The organism is Spartobacteria bacterium UBA695 (assembly GCA_002298145.1).
GTDB lineage: Bacteria > Verrucomicrobiota > Verrucomicrobiia > Chthoniobacterales > Chthoniobacteraceae > UBA695.
The window spans coordinates 1-17,883 of record DBMP01000009.1; the positions used below are offsets into that span (position 1 = coordinate 1).

The 17,883-nt window shown below is 57.3% G+C and carries 17 protein-coding genes, 1 tRNA gene and 1 CRISPR repeat array; of the genes, 3 read left to right on the forward strand and 15 right to left on the reverse strand.

The genetic code is table 11. From position 1 onward, the window contains the following. The first annotated feature begins 51 nt into the window (after positions 1–51). Positions 52–629: direct repeats of the CRISPR family, unit length 29 nt; unit sequence CGGACCATCCCCACTCGCGTGGGGAGACC. A gap of 50 nt (positions 630–679) precedes the next feature. The 3 genes from B2828_RS04520 to casB are packed head-to-tail and all read right to left on the reverse strand — an operon-like array spanning position 680 to position 2,473. Then, positions 680–1,348, reverse strand: a complete 669-nt coding sequence (locus tag B2828_RS04520) for a type I-E CRISPR-associated protein Cas7/Cse4/CasC (protein WP_479632502.1) — start codon at positions 1,346–1,348, stop codon at positions 680–682. A gap of 42 nt (positions 1,349–1,390) precedes the next feature. Continuing rightward, a complete protein-coding gene (cas6e, locus tag B2828_RS04525) occupies positions 1,391–2,044 on the reverse strand; it encodes a type I-E CRISPR-associated protein Cas6/Cse3/CasE (RefSeq protein WP_479632503.1) in 654 nt (217 codons plus the stop codon). Between the two features lie 3 nt (positions 2,045–2,047). Continuing rightward, complete coding sequence (gene casB / locus B2828_RS04530) at positions 2,048–2,473, reverse strand: type I-E CRISPR-associated protein Cse2/CasB (protein ID WP_479632564.1); 426 nt, start codon at positions 2,471–2,473, stop codon at positions 2,048–2,050. Between casB and B2828_RS04535 the strand changes: the two genes are divergently transcribed. After that, positions 2,354–2,671: a hypothetical protein gene (locus B2828_RS04535; protein ID WP_479632566.1), complete on the forward strand. Its 318-nt coding sequence runs from the start codon at positions 2,354–2,356 to the stop codon at positions 2,669–2,671. The genes casB and B2828_RS04535 overlap by 120 nt on opposite strands. Positions 2,672–2,679: 8 nt before the next feature. On the opposite strand, the gene B2828_RS04540 is transcribed toward B2828_RS04535, so the two are convergent. The 4 genes from B2828_RS04540 to B2828_RS04555 form a co-directional block, all read right to left on the reverse strand. Continuing rightward, positions 2,680–3,945 (reverse strand): Y-family DNA polymerase, encoded by a 1,266-nt coding sequence (locus tag B2828_RS04540; protein ID WP_479632504.1) that lies wholly within the window; start codon positions 3,943–3,945, stop codon positions 2,680–2,682. Next, the gene (locus B2828_RS04545; RefSeq protein WP_479632505.1) at positions 3,942–4,415 is read right to left on the reverse strand and encodes a LexA family protein; all 474 of its coding nucleotides are present in this window, start codon (positions 4,413–4,415) and stop codon (positions 3,942–3,944) included. The genes B2828_RS04540 and B2828_RS04545 overlap by 4 nt, the downstream gene beginning before the upstream one ends. Before the next feature lie 52 nt (positions 4,416–4,467). Next, on the reverse strand, positions 4,468–4,770 hold the full coding sequence (locus B2828_RS04550) for a hypothetical protein (RefSeq protein ID WP_479632506.1): 303 nt from the start codon (positions 4,768–4,770) through the stop codon (positions 4,468–4,470). A gap of 62 nt (positions 4,771–4,832) precedes the next feature. Next, positions 4,833–5,417, reverse strand: a complete 585-nt coding sequence (locus B2828_RS04555; protein ID WP_479632507.1) for a DUF4339 domain-containing protein — start codon at positions 5,415–5,417, stop codon at positions 4,833–4,835. A gap of 130 nt (positions 5,418–5,547) precedes the next feature. On the opposite strand from B2828_RS04555, the gene B2828_RS04560 reads away from it, so the two are divergent. Next, on the forward strand, positions 5,548–5,811 hold the full coding sequence (locus tag B2828_RS04560) for a helix-turn-helix transcriptional regulator (protein WP_479632508.1): 264 nt from the start codon (positions 5,548–5,550) through the stop codon (positions 5,809–5,811). A gap of 96 nt (positions 5,812–5,907) precedes the next feature. On the opposite strand, the gene B2828_RS04565 is transcribed toward B2828_RS04560, so the two are convergent. From B2828_RS04565 to B2828_RS04590, 6 genes are all read right to left on the reverse strand, one after another. Next, entirely contained in the window at positions 5,908–8,994 is a 3,087-nt protein-coding gene (locus B2828_RS04565; protein ID WP_479632509.1) for a type I restriction endonuclease subunit R, read from the reverse strand. 17 nt (positions 8,995–9,011) lie between these two features. Then, positions 9,012–9,998: a DUF2934 domain-containing protein gene (locus B2828_RS04570; protein WP_479632510.1), complete on the reverse strand. Its 987-nt coding sequence runs from the start codon at positions 9,996–9,998 to the stop codon at positions 9,012–9,014. Then, the gene (locus B2828_RS04575; protein ID WP_479632511.1) at positions 9,995–11,335 is read right to left on the reverse strand and encodes a restriction endonuclease subunit S; all 1,341 of its coding nucleotides are present in this window, start codon (positions 11,333–11,335) and stop codon (positions 9,995–9,997) included. The genes B2828_RS04570 and B2828_RS04575 overlap by 4 nt, the downstream gene beginning before the upstream one ends. Further along, positions 11,332–12,336: a virulence RhuM family protein gene (locus B2828_RS04580; protein WP_479632512.1), complete on the reverse strand. Its 1,005-nt coding sequence runs from the start codon at positions 12,334–12,336 to the stop codon at positions 11,332–11,334. The genes B2828_RS04575 and B2828_RS04580 overlap by 4 nt, the downstream gene beginning before the upstream one ends. Continuing rightward, a complete protein-coding gene (locus tag B2828_RS04585; protein ID WP_479632513.1) occupies positions 12,333–14,603 on the reverse strand; it encodes a type I restriction-modification system subunit M in 2,271 nt (756 codons plus the stop codon). The genes B2828_RS04580 and B2828_RS04585 overlap by 4 nt, the downstream gene beginning before the upstream one ends. Positions 14,604–15,067: 464 nt before the next feature. After that, a tRNA-Gly gene (locus tag B2828_RS04590) sits at positions 15,068–15,141 on the reverse strand. A gap of 198 nt (positions 15,142–15,339) precedes the next feature. On the opposite strand from B2828_RS04590, the gene B2828_RS04595 reads away from it, so the two are divergent. Further along, positions 15,340–16,020, forward strand: coding sequence for a tetratricopeptide repeat protein (locus B2828_RS04595; protein ID WP_479632514.1), 681 nt, complete (start codon positions 15,340–15,342; stop codon positions 16,018–16,020). 21 nt (positions 16,021–16,041) lie between these two features. Here B2828_RS04595 and B2828_RS04600 read toward each other — a convergent pair whose 3' ends face one another. Further along, positions 16,042–16,872, reverse strand: coding sequence for an MBL fold metallo-hydrolase (locus B2828_RS04600; RefSeq protein ID WP_479632515.1), 831 nt, complete (start codon positions 16,870–16,872; stop codon positions 16,042–16,044). Between the two features lie 43 nt (positions 16,873–16,915). After that, complete coding sequence (locus tag B2828_RS04605; RefSeq protein ID WP_479632516.1) at positions 16,916–17,854, reverse strand: bifunctional riboflavin kinase/FAD synthetase; 939 nt, start codon at positions 17,852–17,854, stop codon at positions 16,916–16,918. Positions 17,855–17,883 lie beyond the last annotated feature (29 nt).

The following is a 17,883-nucleotide window of genomic DNA, read 5'->3' on the forward strand; positions in this document are numbered from 1 at the left end:
CCACTCGCGTGGGGAGACCCGGAGGGTCGCAATGGCATGATGGCTGCGGCGCGGACCATCCCCACTCGCGTGGGGAGACCGCACCTCTTGTCGGCCCGCTGAGCCTTACAATCGGACCATCCCCACTCGCGTGGGGAGACCGATTCCATCTCGCTGCCTTTGTAACAGGACTTTGGACCATCCCCACTCGCGTGGGGAGACCTTCTCGGTCGCCTGGAGCGTCGGCATGAAGGCCGGACCATCCCCACTCGCGTGGGGAGACCCGGAAACCGGAATTCGCTCTCAACCTCGATGACGGACCATCCCCACTCGCGTGGGGAGACCGCGGTCTGGTTTTTGTTTTTATTCTCGTGCTCCGGACCATCCCCACTCGCGTGGGGAGACCGAGATTGTCGTTTTCAGCGATTGCGGTGGCAGCGGACCATCCCCACTCGCGTGGGGAGACCGATACAAGTTCGGGCTCGACGATCTTGTACCCCGGACCATCCCCACTCGCGTGGGGAGACCTCGCTAGCGGGGCTAACCTCGTCAGCCGTGGTCGGACCATCCCCACTCGCGTGGGGAGACCAGGAAAACCTGCGGCAAGATCTCGCTAACAGGCGGACCATCCCCACTCGCGTGGGGAGACCCCTAGAATATCAACGACTTACGAGGCTGTTTTCGAGCTTTTTCAGGAGAATCAGAACGGCTGATTATCTGGATCGGCCCATTTTTCTGCGACGAGCCAGAGACCGCTCAGCGTAGTGTCCTGGCGGTCGGGTTCACCCCAGCGTTCGATTTTAAACCCTTGGCAGTTGGGTTCGCTGGTGATGATGAGGAGACTCATCCCTACGGCGTTGCGCTTGACGTATTCCAGCACTTTATCGCGGGTGAGCGAGGCATCGTTGGCGATCATGCGGCCAAAGAGGGCGATGTCGGCGGCGTCGAGGCGACTGGCCTTTTTGGCGGCTTTCTTGGGATCGGTTCCGTTGGTCACCTCGGCGGCGATCTGTTCGATTTCGCACGGGGAGAGGAATACGGCGGTGGTGACAAGTTCTTTGTTCTTGTCGATTTTGCTCAACGCTTCCCGAACTAAATCTGTCTTGGCCTGGGCCTCTTCTGGAGAGAGCCCGGCTTTTTCAAAGGCTGCGAGGAAAGGCTCGACCAGACGGCGGCTGCGGACCCCGTTGAAAAGGGCCTCGGGATATTCGTCGCGGGCGAAGGTACGCACGGCGCGTTTGAGGCATTGGCTGGAGAGCCGAGCGCGGGTGACTCCGCCGAAGACAGCGGATTTGGGTGCCCCCACGTCGTCGCGGTTGAGGCAGGAAACAGGGTAGGATTGGAGAATATGGAGTTCGATGAGGTTCATAGGGTCGATTGAGTTGGAGAAAGTTGGATGGGTTGAGTTTGGTTATTGAGGGGCAAGCACCAGCATGCCGAAGCCGAATGCCTTGGCGCTGCCGATGCCTTGGGTGAAAGCCTGACGGAATTTCTCCGGGTCGGTGACGCGGAGAACACCTTGAAATTCCACACCGGAATGCAGCCCCAACATGCCGTTTTTGATGAAGTATTGTCGGGCGCGCGGCACTGTGCGGACCTGATCGATGGCGATGATAAATCCGTGGGCCTCGGCCTTGCGCGTCAACCAAGAGAGCAGGCCGGGGATGATTTTCCCCTCCGCGTCTTCGGTATCTTCGCGGGACACGATGGGCACCCGGCGTCCGTTTTTGGTTGTCACCCCGTTCTTTTCGGAGCGGGTTTTTCGTGTAGGGTTGGCCACGAGACTGAAGCGAAAAACCGTTTGGGTCAGGAAGGTTTCAGGAACAATTTTGCTGCGCCACGCAGGTTCCGGGCACCACGGGGGACGCTGCGGGGCGGTCGAGGAAAGGATGAGTAGGCGGAAGCCGCAGTCCACGGGATCGAGGCGGGTGAGAAAATCGCGAGTGTCCTTTTCCCTTCCCGGGAAGCAGAGCCAGGTTTTCTTGTGCCAGGCGTAGGTGTCCCGGAGTCCCGCTTTGGCGGCCGTTTCGTGGTCGATTTGAATTTCGGCGAGGTAGAGGCTCATGGGTTAGGCGGGGGTTTGGGGGGCTGCGCTTACATGATAATATTCTTTAGCCCAACAAACCTTTACCTCCTGGGCGTCCTCTGGGGAATTTCGCCAGTGGCATAGATCCCTAAAGAGACGGACGTAGTTGATCGGGATGTTGGCTGACGCTGCCCGTCGAACGTAGGCAGGAAGAAGTTTCAAAATCTCATTCACCGAATCACACGCCAGGATACGGCGGAAATGGGCGTCAAAGGTTTCGCGGTTGGAGCCAGCCAGCCTCCGGCAGGTGACACCAAAGTTGCAATAGGGTTCCGTGGTGTGGAGGCGATGCCATGCGTAGAGAGCGGGGATTACCGCTGGCTCCGGCAGCGGTTCCCGTGTGTCTTTCAGGTCATTGAGGACATCAAACGGAACGATCATCGGAATATCAGCAAGCCGCTCCAGCATTTCACCGCTGCGGCCATCAACTCGGCACTGATTGAGGCGCAGAAGCGCGGGATTATTGCGATCCCCGAGGTTGACGCCATTATCTGCCAGGAGCAGCACAAGGACACGGTCTGTGAAATCATTGGCCGCAAGGTTTATGAAATCAGCGGCGGGGTAACATGCAAGGTCGGTGGGGTTCGGTATTTGGTACCGGCGTAAGTAGAGATTTATGCCCGCGCCACAAGCAACTCATCCCAGCGAGTCGTAAAGCTCGGGGATTTCCGTGCCTGCCGCATTTGCCACTTCTGCTGAAACCCCATGGTTCCATACCGCACGGTGTTGGAGCCATAGCGGCGATTGATCTGGTCAACAAGCGCATCAAGGCGGCGGCTTGCAGGGCTGGCTGCTGGGGTGTCGAACAGTTGAAGCTGGGCGTTACCCTCCTGGCTCAACTCCGTCAGAAACACCCCCACTTTCCGGTATACGCCCCCTGGACGGTAAATCTTCCGCAGGAGAGACGAGGCTCCCGCAATAAGCGCGGGGGTGTGGCAAGTCGGTTCCGGCAGTGAGGTGTGCGCAGCAACATAACCTTGCGGCTGATCAGGCCGGGGGCGACTTGGTTCGAGATAAATTTGGATGTGCCCGGCCAACTGTCCCCCGGCCCGGAGCTTTTCCGCAGCCCGGGCGGTGAAAGTAGCCAAGGCTTGCTCCAACTCTTCCAGGCTCTCGACCGGGTGCCCGAAGGAACGAGCCGTGGCGATCCCTTTTTGTGGTTCCGGTGCCTTGTCCAATTCCAGGCATGAAATCCCGCTGAGTTCCCGGACGACTCGTTCCCCAACCACCCCCAATTCGCCGCGCAGCCACGCCATATCGGCCTTTTTCAAGTCGAGAGCGGTGTGGATGCCCTTTGGGGCAAGGCGGGCTGCGGTACGGCGTCCAATGCCCCAAATGTGACCGCAAGGCACCTTGGCCAGAATGGAATCCAGATCCGGGGTAGCCGTCAGGTCGAACACCCCTTGGCGGTCAGGCGTCTTTTTGGCGAGCCGGTTGGCCAGCTTGGCAAGGGTTTTGGTCGATGCAATCCCCACCGAAACCGGGATGCCGGTCCACTGGCGCACCCGGGCACGTATTTCCCGTCCCCAATCGTCCCCTTGCCAGGCCTCCAGCCCCAGGAAGGCTTCGTCGATGGAGTAGACTTCCATGTGCGAAACCATGGGGCGCAGCGTGATCATGACCCGCGCCGACATATCTCCATAGAGGGAATAATTGGAACTCAAGACCGCCACCCCATGCCGCCGGAACTTCTCCTCGCATTTGAAGGCGGGGGCTGCCATTTCGATCCCCAGGAGTTTGGCCTCCTCGCTCCGGGCGATGACACACCCGTCGTTGTTGCTCAACACCACGACGGGCTTCCCGATGAGCCGTGGGTTAAACACGCGCTCACAGGAGGCGTAGAAGTTGTTGCAATCGACCAGGGCGAACCGGGTTTTCATCGTGGCCGATGGATCACAAACGTGACTACTCCCCAGATCGTCAGTTCCTGGTTCTCGCTGATCTCGATGGGGGCGAACTCGGGGTTCTCGGCTTGCAGAAAGACCCGCTTGCCCCGCTTCCGCAGCCGTTTGACGGTGAACTCTCCATCCAGCATGGCGATGACGATCTGCCGGTCTTTCGGGGCGACCGAGCGATCCACGATGAGGGTGTCACCTTCCACTATCCCGGCGTCCTTCATGGAGTTCCCCTGAACCCGGACAAAGAAGGTGGCAGCGGGGTTGCTCACAAGATGCTCGTTGAGATCCAGCGAGCGTTCCAAGTGATCATCGGCGGGCGACGGGAACCCCGCCTGCACGCTGGCCGAGGCCATAGGGATGCGCCGTTGGGTTCGCGCTTCAAAAGGGATGGGCTGGCCGACGATCATGCCGTCAAAATAAGGCGACCGTGCGCGAGGATCAAGCAGGCGCATCCCGCTGCGGTTTCAGCGGCATACAGGTGTTTTACTAACGTAATCGAAATCCCTACCGCTCGGGTTTTTCCTGGCCGTGTTCCTCTTCGCGGTAGGGACGCCCCGTCATTGCCTCGTAGGCTTCCATGCTCAACATACGAATTCCTTTCCTGTGATCTTCCTTCCGTTCCATTTCGGCCTTGGCTTGCATTTCCTGTGCCTTTTTGAGCTTGGCAGCCAAATCCCCTCTCGGCACCCCGATCATCCAGCCTCGTTGATAGATCGGATCATCCGCAGGAACCTCTTTAATGTTGCTACCTGGAATCTTCGAGGTCTCCTCGCCTTCCGGCGTACTATTAGCATTCTCGTGTCCCATGCGGTTTCAGTTTGAGCTTGTATCGGGCAAGGAATGGTCTGAGTTGGCGCAACACACCTCTGTCATTCCCGCAAGGCACCACTCCCAACAAGAGTGTGCCAGTCAGTAGTACCTTCTTTGCAACATTGAGTGTCAAGGGTAGCGGTTCCAACAGTCAGAAGGGCGCGGATCTGCTCTTTTGAAAAGGGACCTTTAACTTGGTCTTCAAGATGAAGGAAATACTTTGCTTGGGGAATTTGGGGAGGAGGTGGCGGAAGTAACGAAGGATTCTTGGTCGCCATCTGGTTCCAGCGCTTCGAGATGTAGAACCCGTTTATAATCCAAATAATCGGATTGATCGACAGAACAGTTAAAATCAGGAGCCCCCACCGGTTTCTGCAAAGTGTCAGAATCGCAAATGGGTAATATATGATTGCACCTGCTAGGAAGCAGCCAGCAAAGTTGCCGTTGGTAAGGCCCCACAGTAGAGGCGCAAGAAATCCGCAAAAACCGAGATAATACCCCCACCCATAAGGGTGGCCGTTAGGATGACGTGATTGATGCCGTCTATTGAGAAAGACCGCAGCCACAGCGGGGCCTACCAAGATTATAACCAATATAAAGATCCCCAGAATAAGGTCTCTAAGAATGAGGTCGCTTGAGTTCATCGTGGTTCAAGAAAAAGGTTCGGATTTTGAGGTTATCTTCAGCGATGAGGTGTTCCGTTTTTGAAAAACGGGCACTACGGCCATATATGGCCGTATTCGTCATGGGTGCAAGCCAATTATCGTTCTGGACGTGGAGGTCGACCGCCATGCTCAGACAGTCAGTCGAATCCTCTCTGCCCTCAGAGAGGAACGGTTGAGGCGCGGTTTTTCTCAAGAAACCCTGGCTCAAAAGGCAGGTTTAAGCCGTACAGGTGTCCGCCATGTTGAGAGCGGAAATTTCAAGCCAACGCTTTATACGCTGCTAAGAATTGCTGATGCCCTTGAGGTCAATTTACCCCGATTGTTGATCAAAGCCCTAAAACCGGATGATGAATCTGGTCGCTCCTCCCGCTGACGCCAGCTCCAAATGCGTGGAATCATACCGCCATTCTCCATGTCTTGGTATTGAAAAAGATAACAACGCTGGCCCAATAGGGTATCGGATAGGGTATTAATGGGAGTTGGTCTCACCTTCGCCTTTTGGCTTCTTTAATGCCCCATAGACTTTGTGTAGCAGATGCTCGACGGCCAGTTTCCTGAACTCGCCATCGCTCATGAGCTTCCCGAAGATTTCCTCGTTCCCTTCCATCCGGTCGATTACAAGCCCCTCGAAGGCCTTCTCGAACACGTAACGGAAATCATCCTTTGAATTCGTCGCAGCCGCCTTCTTCAGCGTATCGCTCTCGATGGCCTCTTCCTGAATTTGGTCAAAGAAGAGCTGGTCGGCTTGGGTGAAGTCCGTTCCAAAGCGTTCGTTGAGGATGTCGATCAGCTCTGAGAGACGGATATCTTGATCTTTCTGGCCCGTGCCAACATCGCTGGGTCCTTTTAAGGGATGTCCGTCGCCGCTATTTAGGTCGATTCGCCCCTCGCTGATCTTTTGCAAGCGGTAGTATTGGAGTTCGATTTCGTCTTCCAGGTGATAGCCCGGCCCACCCTCACGCTTGGGTAGCTTCGTGAGCAGAAAACGCAGGTAGGTGTAGAGCTGCTCCAGGTCGGAATCCTGGTAAGGAATCACCTGGGACAGGAAACCATACAGGTTGCGGAAGTTCACCAGCAGGGCCTTCAACTCTTCACGCTCTTCCTCGGGTCGCTCCTTGAAGCGCTCGATGGCTTGGTCCAAGATGCCGTTCATCTGCGCATTATCGTTCACCGTCCCCTTGCGGAGCGGTTTGAAATAGACGGCGCAGAATTCCTTCACCTCCTCCTCAAAAATCAGCCGCGTCTCCTCGATCTGGTGTTGCAGCCGGTAGAGATGTTGGGCGTCCGTTAGCGGCTCGGCGGGCGTGTCCTCGTAGTACGGCTTGAATGCCTTGAAGATTTCCTCCGGCTTGTTGCGGAAGTCCAGGATGAAGGTATCCTCTTTGCCCGCACAGGTGCGGTTCAACCGAGAGAGCGTCTGCACCGCCTGTAGGCCGGTGAGCTTTTTGTCCACATACATCGTGTGCAGCAGCGGTTGATCGAATCCGGTCTGATACTTCTCCGCTACGAGCAGCACTTGGTATTCGTGGCTATCGAACCGCTCCGGCAACTCACTTTCCATGATACCACCATTCATGGCTACTTCCGTCCAGTTCTTGCCCGAATCCTTCGGGTCTTCGACAACTCCAGAGAAGGCCACCAGCGTTTTAATGTCAGTGTAGCCTTTCTCGGCAATGTATTTATCGAAGGACTGTTTATAGCGAACCGCATGAACGCGGGAATCTGTCACCACCATCGCCTTGGCCCGTCCGCCGATCTTGTGTTTTACGTGGGTTCGGAAGTGCTCCACCATCACCTCGGTCTTGGCGGCCAGATTGTGCGGATGCAGCGTCAGGATGCGAGCCAGCGCCCGCGCCGCCTTTTTGCGCTCCACATGGACATCTTCCTGGGTGGCCTGGACAATGCGGAAATACGCCTCGTAGGAAATGTAGTTCCGCAGCACATCGAGGATGAACTTCTCCTCAATGGCCTGCCGCATGGTGTAGAGATGGAAGGGCGATTCGCCGGACGGACCGGGCTCGTCAAAGACCTTCTTCGTTTTATATTTCGGCGTTGCCGTGAAGGCGAAAAAGCTCAGGTTTGGCTGTTTACCCCGGCGCATCATCTCCCGCACCACCCCGGCGAGGCAGTCGGCATCCTCGTCCTCATCCAGACCATGCTCGGCGGCATAGGTCGTCGCGTCTTCCTGAATCCGGTCGGCATTCAGCACCCCTTTGAGTTCCATCGCGCTTTCGCCAGACTGCGAACTGTGGGCCTCATCCACGATCACAGCGAACCGCTTGTCCTTGGTGGAAATATCAATGCCGGGGAGGTTCTCCTCGCGCAATTTTTCCAAGGTCTCCGAAACGAAGGGGAACTTCTGTAGGGTGGTGATGATGATTGGCGTGCCGTTGGCCAGCGCTTGCACCAGTTGGCGCGTATCCTCATCCACCTTCTGCACCACCCCTTGTTTGTGATCAAACTGATAGATGGTGCTCTGGAGTTGCTGATCCAAAATACGACGATCCGTCACCACGATCACCGAATCAAAAATCTTCTGGTCCGCCGCGTCATGCAGGGAGGAGAGGCGGTGCGCCAGCCATGCGATGGAGTTGGATTTCCCCGACCCCGCCGAGTGTTGCACCAAGTAGTTTCTTCCCGGTCCATGGGCCCGAGCATGGGTCACCAGCCGCCGCACGCAGTCGAGCTGATGATACCGGGGGAAGATCATCGTCTCCTTGGTGATCTTGCGGATGCCCTCGTCCGTCAGGATGCGCTTCTCCTCAACTTGCAGGTGCATGAAGCGCCCAAGGATGTCGAGGAGGCTGTCCCGCTGCCACACCTCGCGCCACAAGTACGCAGTGCGATAGCCGCCATCGGCAGCGGGCGGATTCCCGGCGTGGCCATGGTTGCCAAGATTGAAGGGGAGGAAGTACGTTTTATCCCCGCTGAGCCGTGTGGTCATGAAGACCTGATCTTGATCCACGGCGAAATGGACCAGCGTGCGCTTCTTGAACTCAAAGAGCAGCTCCCGTGGGTCCCGGTCCCGCTTGTATTGCTTCTTTGCATCCTCCACCGTCTGGCCGGAGAGCGGGTTCTTGAGTTCGGCGGTGGCGATGGGCAGGCCGTTGAGGAAGAGGACCAGATCGAGCGACTTGGAATGCGTCTCCCCGTAGTAAAGTTGCCGCGTCACGCTCAGCACATTTTGATCGTAGAGCGCCAACGTCTCCGGGTTCATCCGGTTATTGGGGGCGAAGATCGCCACCCGCAGCTTCTTGCCGTAGCACTTGAAGCCCTGGCGCAGCACCTTGAGCATCCCCTTCGTCTCCAATTCCTTCCCCAGGTGATCCAACACCACTTTCGCCGTCTCCTCCTCATGAATTGCATGGAGGGCGTCCCAGGTTTTTTTCTGGGTGGCCTGGATGAAACCGAGCACCAACTCAGGGTCGAGCGCCCGCGCCTTATCGTAGCGATCCTTCGCGGGGCCTTCGCGGTAATCCACGAAGACATAACATCCTTGCGCGGTCAGGTGATCGATGATCGCGTCTTCCAAGCGGACTTCTGTGTGCTTTTTCATGGGGGAATTGGTGGAATTTAAGGCGCGATGTTGGCTCTGCGCCATATTAGGTTCGCTCTTGCCGAGAACCAATCGTCTTGATCACGGCCATGAATCCGCCCATCTCGTTCCCAGTTCCTATAGGCCTCGATTTTTATATCGTCGTCGTTCGGCTTGGCATTATCCAAGCTGCTCGTTGAGAGGATGATTTTGGATGTGCCGTGCATCCATCTGCAGATTTCGGCCAAACTGTTGGTTTCGTTCGTCGCAAGAACATCGGCGAAATGCAGCAAGGCGACGTAATCGGCGTCGAGTTTTGTATGCACAAAATCCTTCCCAGATCGGTTCTGCATTCCATACCTCATCATGAAGTGGCAACAGAGTGCCAACGCGCTCTTGGCTTCTTGATACGCAAACCACTCAGGTCCGAGGCCCTGTTCTGCACCCTGGATATAAAGGTCGGCAACCGCCGGATTTCCATGAACCATACGTACACGCCACGCAATAAAATCGTGGCGGCCCATGAGATCACTTAAAATCGCTTCAGCTTCAGCGCCCCCGCGCTGAATTCTGGCCGTATAGCTTTGGTCTATCTGACAGAATGACTGGCAATCTGCGATCAGGGCACCGACCGAATCAATTTCCCGCTCTTGGTGAGCCGCTTGTCCGAGTGCTTCCAGATTCGGGGGGACGTAGATCGCGCCTCCTCGGAACCATTCACGAACACGGTCCGTCGCCTCTTGGTCCACGGGGGAGTCCACCGGCCTTTGTTGGTCAATCTCCATCTTCAACAACTCCCCATTGTGGCGCCACACTTCGACGCTGTCTGCAATCAAGAAGAGCTTCCGTTGTGTTGCTGGCCACTGCGCGGTACGTGCGTCGGTACAGAACTCGTAAATGAGAGTGTCTGTCAGAACAAAGGAAGCCCCACAATCGCGTAGCAATTGAAGGCGTTCGCCTCGTTGAGTCTCTGCTTGCAGAAAGCTCTTGTCGAGGATGACGCGCTTGGCTGGAAGGGGGCTCATTTGCAGGTTTCCTTTCTTACATCAATTTTTCCTGTCGTCGCGGCGGTGATGAGAGCGGTGCGGTATTCGGTGAGACGGGCTATAGCTTCGGCTACCTTATCCGCCATTGCGTCGAGCTTGCGAGTCACCAGGGTCAGAAACTCCGCAATTCTTGTCTGCTCTTCCAGCGGTGGCAACGGAACGGAAAGCGCTTTGATGATGTCCGTGTTTAGATTGGGCTGGCCACCGCCCTGCTTCATCCGTTCTCGAAGTTCCTCAGTTTGCGATCTCAGAAAATAGAATAGGAATACCTTGTCCACGTCCTCTGCCAAATCTTCAAATGCAACGACACCGTCATTCGCACATCCGGTAATTGAAAGAATTTTAGGCACCCCTAATGTTGCGCCGCTATTAGTAATAACCAACGTGGCAGCCTTCATTACCCGACTGTTCGATGCTCCTGCCTCAGTCAGCATTGTTTCGGTCGAGTCGAGGTAAATCCGTTCCTCTTTCGTGATTTCCCCAACGGTAATCCAGGGGATGAAATCTCCATTGAAAAATGTTGGATCGCCAGCGGGACGCGGCGATGCCCCTCTAACTACTCGTGAGATATAGCTAAATTTCTTCACCTCCCAGTGCATCGGCACTTGGCCGAGCCAGGGGATACCGGAGGCCCGCAGGGGAGCGTCGGGGTTGAGGCCGCGCGTGACAGCTTGGGTGATGACCGCGATGCGCTTTTCCTTGAGCTTCTCCAGCAGCTCCTTCTTGCGGGCGATCAGCGCGTCAATCTGCCTCGTCTTCCAGTCCAGAAACGCCGCGATTTGCCGCTGTTCGGCAAGCGGAGGAAGTGGCATAGGAAAATCTTTGATGAACTCAGGAGGGACACGCTTTTGCCCGCCTGCGCCATACATTTCCGACTCGCCAAGCTTAAGGAACGTATCCGAAACCGTGACGTAAAAGAGGAATCCACGGTCAAGTGTCGGCCCGGCACGTAACACATGAAGCTCTGTTGTTCCGTATGCGGCACCATTCAGCAAACAACGGGCCAGGGCTGCTTTTCCATTCTCGAAACATGGAGTGATTTTAGCGACTACGACATCGCCGTCCTGGAATTCAGTATATCCGCTGGAAATGTCAGCCAGGACTCGGGTTTGTTGCAGGTCGAGTCCTCCATGCTCACCTACCGCTTCCATTGGAACGAACGAGACCTCGTCTTCAGGTTTGAGTTCTCGAAGGCGTGGTGCAGGCGGATTGACTCGCATCACAAAACGCCCACGCATCACTTCCCAGTGCTCGGGGATGTCGCCAAGATTCTTCGCTCCGCTGACCCTAACTTGAGAATAAGCCGGGTAGTTCACTTCCTCCCCCCTTTTTCCTTCGCCTGCTTCTCAATGTGTTCCAGCGCATTCAGGTCCTCCGCATCCGCCGCGAGGGCTTCGGCGCTGCGGCGGTGGCCGTCAAAGGTCTCGTAGCGCTCGTAGGCGATAGCTTTCATCTGCTCATTGCTGATGCTCCCGGCGTTTTTGAGGACAGGTCGTTCATTGAAGGTCAGCAAACGGTCCACATTGGCGCGCCAGTAGTCGAGGGTGAGGTCCTTGCGCTCCTTGACGCGCAGCTCGGCCTGTTCCAGGAAGATCACCACCAGCCGGTTGAGCGTGTCCACCTCGTCGGCGGTGAGGTAGTTCTTGGCGACGATGACATCATGCTTGCGCACGCGCGACCCGCTCCAAGCGTTGAGGGCCATGTTTGGTGCATGGGGATCGGCACGGTTCACCACGATCTCGGCAGCGGTTTTCCGGGTGACAGCGTAGAGAAGCTTGTTTTGCACCTCCGCAAAGAAGAACTGAGCGTCGCGGTCGTCGGACCGGTAGTCGGAGCTAAGGGCGAAGAGGTCGCGGACCTTTTGGTAAAAGCGCTTTTCCGAGGCCCGGATCTCCCGGATGCGGGCCAGGAGTTCATCAAAGTAGTCCCAGCCGCCCGGGTTTTTGAGGCGTTCGTCATCCATAACGAAGCCTTTGACCAGATACTCGCTGAGATACCGGGTGGCCCACTGCCGGAACTGGGTGCCGCGCGGGCTTCTGACTCGATAGCCAACCGCCAAGATCATTTCCAGGCGGTAGAGCTTGGTCGGGTAGTTTTTGCCATCGGCGGCAGTTATTAAGGATTCTTTAACAACTGAATCCGCAGGCAGCTCATTCTCCTTTAAGATGTTGCGGATGTGGATGTTAACATTAGGAACGGTGATACCGAAGAGTTCGGCCATCTCCTTCTGGGAGAGCCAGACGCCACCGTCCATCGCCCGAAGCTGTACCCGCGCAAGGCCATCCTCGGTTTGGTAGAGAATCAGTTCGCTGCTCATGCCCGGACCTCCTTGAGCATGGCCATGATCTCCTTCTCCAGCCCCTCGATGTCCGCCTCGATGTCCTCCAGCGGGCGCGGGGCCTCGTATTCGTAGAAGTGGCGGTTGAAGGGGATTTCGTAGCCGACCTTGATCTTACTGTGGTCGATCCAGGCATCGGGGCGGTAGGGGAGCACCTCCGCCTTGAGGTAGGCTTCGCAGTGGGCCCGCACTAACTTAAGCAGGGGCAATACGTCCACCTTCCCCTTGTTCTTCTTCCCCTCGTAGTCGAGCGGCAGCGGGAGAGCGATGTTGGCCGGGAGGGGTACGTTTTCGGTGTCCCGCAGGTCAGGGTCGGGCTCGGGATTCCCTTTCTTATCGCGGCAGATCTCGGCGGTGGGGTCCTTTTCTCCCAAGCCGCCTGGGGCAAGGAGGGCGTCCTTGAGCTTCCCATCGAGCGTGATCCCCGCCATTTGGAAGGCAACAATCAACTGCACCTGAAAGAGCTGGCGGTCCTTGAAGATCTGCCCCTCCTTAACGCTGCTCTTCACCTTTTCCAGAACCTCCAAGATGACATCCTGGGCAGCCTTGCCTTCCAGGATTTCCTCTTCAATCTTCGCCTTGTTCTTGCGCTTCCGGGAGACGGCCAGATCAAGGAAGGCGCTGGTGTTTTTGAAACGCACAATGCGTTCATCGGTCACGGCAAAATTGAGCCTCAATGGACGCTCGACGGTGATTTTGAGGTAGCCAAACTCCCTGTTATCAAAAATCTTGCTGACAAAGAGGCTCTTGGCCTGGTCGCGTTTGGGATCAATATCGGTCTGGATCTTGCCCACGGTCATGCGCACGTCGTGCTTAAAGTTGCCGTAGAGCTTGGTGAGTACCTCAATATGGTTGGGCGTTCCGTCCGTACCATCGCCGATTAGTTTGCGCTTGTTGCCAAGGCTCTTTTTCATCTTCCAGGCGAAGTCCGTGGCATTGATAAGCTGCACCTTTCCGGCCCGCTTGGAGTGTTTCCGGTTGGTGACGATCCAGACGTAGGTGGAGATGCCGGTATTGTAAAAGAGTTGGTCGGGGAGGCCGATGATGGCTTCCAGCATGTCGTTTTCGATGATCCAGCGGCGGATATTGCTTTCACCGCTGCCCGCATCCCCGGTGAAGAGGGGGGAGCCGTTGAAAACGATGCCAATGCGCGAACCTTCGCCCCCGTCGCTGGGAGCGGGCTGCATCTTCGAGATCATGTGGAGTAGGAAGAGTAAAGCCCCGTCATTGATGCGAGGCAGCCCCGGGCCGAAGCGCCCCTGGAAGCCAAACTCGTTGTGTTCCTTGAAGACGTGGTCTTTCTCCGGCTTCCACTCCACGCCAAAGGGGGGATTGGCGAGCATGTAATGGAACTTTTCATCCGGGTGGCCATCACCATCGACAAAGCCTTCCTTGGATCTCCCCGTCCCTAGCGTGTCGCCAAAGGCGATGTTTTTCACGTCCTCGCCCTTGATCATCAGATCCGAGCCGCAGATCGCGTAGGACTCCGGGTTATATTCCTGGCCAAAGAGTTCGAGATTGGCGCTGGGGTTGAGGCCCGCGTCCTTGTCCTTGATGAGCTTTTCCGACTCAGAAAGCATCCCCCCGGTGCCGCAAGTGGGATCGTAGATCTTGATGACCTTGCCTTCCTTGTAGACGAGGTCGTCGTAGGTGAAGAGCAAGTTCACGATAAGCTTGATCACCTCGCGCGGGGTAAAGTGATCCCCTGCTTCCTCGTTGGCCTGCTCATTAAAGCGCCGGACAAGGTCTTCAAAGAGGTAGCCCATGGCGATGGTCGGGATCGTATCCGGGTGGAGGTCCACGGCGGCAACCTGCTTGACGATTTCAAAGAGACGGTTGGCCTCCTCCAGCTTCTCGATCTCCTCCTCAAACTTGAATTTCTCGATGATATGGCGAGCGCGAGAGGAGAACCCCGCTATAAAATTCGCAAGATTGGCGGCAAGCTTGTCTGGATCGCCCAGGAGTTTCTCGAAGGTAAACACGCTGGTGTTGTGGAAGGTAAGATCGAACTTTTTGTTGATGATCTTCTCGATGGCGTCGTCATCATACTTCCCCTCCGCCTTGAGCTTCTTGTGCATCGCCAGCACCTTCTCCTTGCTCTTCTCCAGGACGCAATCCAAGCGCCGGAGCACGGTCAGAGGAATCATCACCCGCCGGTATTGGGGAGGGCGATAAGGACCCCGCAGGAGATTGGCGATATTCCAGATGACGTCGCCGTGCTGTTTGAACGCTTCTAGGTTATTCATGAAAGAGGGCTAAAATAGGACAGGAAGCTGGATTCCGAGGAACTTTTGCTGCCCAAGCAGGCAAAATCGACCAGCCCCAGGCTCGATGATCGGGAGGAACATGACTTCGGGATGCAGAATTCCATTAACCTCCCGATAAGGCACAATTTTGACGGGGGAATCAATGTTCAATCTCCAGATTTTTGAGTGCCCGATTTCCCGGTCAGCACAACCGAAAACACCCGAACGGTCGGCTTTGATATGAAAATCTGATGAGGGCTAATTGCTACACCCGTTGCTACAGTTCTGCTACACGCTCGATAGCGCTCTCGGACACCCGGAGGAATAGCGACGCTATCAGACAAGCACAAGGATAACCCCCAGCGAACAGTCGCGGATTTTAGGGCAATATGTTCCCGTTTCTGTTCCCGTTTAGGGCAAAAAAGAAGAGGCACCTGGAGTTAAGTGCCTCTGATTGAATAGGTTGGAGCGGGTAGCGGGAATCGAACCCGCATAGCCAACTTGGAAGGATGGAGCTTTACCACTAAGCTATACCCGCTTTTAACATGCTGGATTCCCCTAGATTTAACCTGCGTTAACTGGGAGTCTCCACGCTGCGGGCATTTTACCGGCTCTCCCTCAGCCGCGCAAGCCCAACTTTGCGCTAGGCGTTTTATTAGGCTTTTGTTAAGAAATCCTTATGCGTGTGTTCCCCCGTTTGCTTGTCATTGGCCTCCTTTGGGGAGGTATTTACTATTTGATCCAACACGTCAAAGGGATGCAAAGCGCCGAGGATGTCGATAACGCGACGCTCTCTTCTTACTACATGGGCATTGTCCTCGCCGGGCTGGTTTCGGCTATCATCAGCGGTATCTTGCTGCTGCCAATCCTGGGCGAGTTCATGGGGAATGTCATCTTCACCCCTAGCGTTCAGATCGAGAAGAGCCCCCACTCTGCCGCGCTGGCCAAGCTGGCGGCGGGCGACTATGAGGGGGCTGTGGAGGCTTATAAAGAGGTGTTCGAGGATGACCCGAAGGATATGCACGCGGCCAATGAAATCGTGCGCCTCTATTGTGAGAAGCTCGGTATGCCTGAACCGGCTTCGGATTTCCTCGTGGGGGCGCTCTCGGCCTCCGACTTAACGCCAAAGGAGCGCGCTTTCTTTTCGGAACGGCTCGTGGATGTTTGCTGGGGAGTTCAGCGCGACGCGGTTCGCGCCAATGCGATTCTGGCCAGGATTGTCGAGGAAATGCCGGAAACCCGCGAGGCAGCCAATGCCACGCACCGGATGGCGGAGATCGAGCGCCAAGCGCAGGAGGAGGCCTACCTCGCCGCTCAGCAGCAGCAGGAAGCCGAAGCGGCTGGAGTCGCTCCCGTGCAGGACGAAGCGGCCCCGCAACAGGACGCCAACCACCCGGGACCGACAGCGCAGGCGTAGGCGCGGGCGGGTTTGCGGGCGTTATTCCCCGGCGAAGAGGGGCAGGACGGCTTGGCTCGTTTTTTTCCGCACGGCAAAGCGCGGCGAGACTTCGTGCTGGGAGGCGCAAAAGATTTCCACAGCTTCTTGGGCGCCGTCGGCGGCGAGGCGGTTGCGGACTTCGGCAAACGCCATTTGCGGCGAATTGCAGTCGCGGCTCAGGTGGCAGAGGATGGCCCGGTTGAGGCCGTCTTTGACGAGATCGGCCAGGACGTTGGCGGCGGCGGCGTTGGAGAGGTGCCCGTGAATGGACATGATGCGCTGCTTGAGTGACCAGGGGCGATGCGGGTCGTTCTGGAGCGTTTTTTCGTCGTGGTTGGTCTCGATGACCAGCGTGCTGACGCCTCGGACCCGCTCCCGGGCGAGGTTGGTGCATTTGCCCAGATCGGTGAGGAAGCCGAGGGATTCGTCGCCGCTCTGGAAGGTGAAGCCGACGGGGTCGACGGCGTCGTGAGGGACGCTAAAGGTGCGCACGCCGATGTCTTTGATGCAGAATTCGGCCCCAGCCTGGAACTGATGGATGTTAGGGTGCCCGGCGAGGTGGTCTTTGCGCAGGGCTTCGGCGGTGAGCCGGGTGCAGTAGACGGGAATAGGGGTCTTTTTGCAAAGAACGCGCAGGCCGCCGACGTGGTCGGTGTGTTCGTGGGTGAGGAGGATGGCGTCGATGGAGAGGGGATCGACGCCGAGGGTGCCCAGGCGCAGGGTAATCTGCCGGGCGCTCAAGCCGCCATCCACCAAGAGGCGGCTGCCGCCCGTCTCGATGAGGGCGCAGTTCCCGGCACTGCCGCTGCCAAGTAGGGTAATCTGGAACACGCCCGTTATTTAACCGCAAAAGGGCGCGATGGGCTCGAAAAATTCAGGCTTTTTTCAGCCCGAGAATCCGCCGGGCCTCGGCGGTGTCGCAGGCGATCTGGGCTTTGAGGGCGTCGAGGTCTTTGAATTTCTGCTCGGGGCGCAGGAAGCTGCGGAAGTGGACTTCGAGTTCCTCGCCGTAGAGGTTGCCGTCAAAATCGAGAAGGTGAAGCTCCAGCAGGCGCGCGCCGGTGGCGTTGGCGATGGTGGGCCGGACGCCGATGTTGACGACGCCGGGGAGTTGCTGCCCCTGGTGCTCGGCGATGACGGCGTAGACGCCGTTAGGGGGAAACTGCTCGTTGTGGACGCTGAGGTTGGCGGTGGGGAAGCCGAGGGTGCGGCCGATCTGGTCGCCCTGGACGACGCTTCCCTGGAGGGTGTAGTCGCGGCCCAGGAGGAGGGCGGCTTTTTCGAGGTCGCCCGCTTCGACGGCGGCGCGAATGAGGGTGCTGCTGACGATTTCGCCGCCGACTTCGACGGCCGGGATGCCAATTTCGTCAAAGCCCAGTTCGTCGCCCATGCGTTTAAGGAGGTCGAGGTTACCCGTGCGGCCTTTGCCGAATTCCCAGCTGTGGCCGACGCAGATCTCGCGTAGCGGGCGGCAGGCGGCCTGGAGTTCCCGCACGAAGTGCTCGGGCGGCATGGAGGCGAATTCCCCGGTGAAGGGGACGATGAGCAGGTGATTCACGCCGAGGCGCTCGATGAACCGGGCTTTGTGTCGCGTGGCGGTGAGCAGGCGCGGGGCGTGCTCGGGGCTGGTGACGCGCAGGGGGTGGGGCTTGAAGGTGACGACCACGGCGGAGCCCCCGGCTTTGCGGGCGTCGTCGATGGCGCGGCGGATGACGGCCTGGTGGCCGAGGTGGACGCCGTCAAACACTCCGATGGCCAGAAACACCGGCCCGGGGACGGTGGCAAGTTCGGCGATGGAGTGGAGGAAGTGCATGGTTCGTTTTGCTCACGCAAAGGCACAGA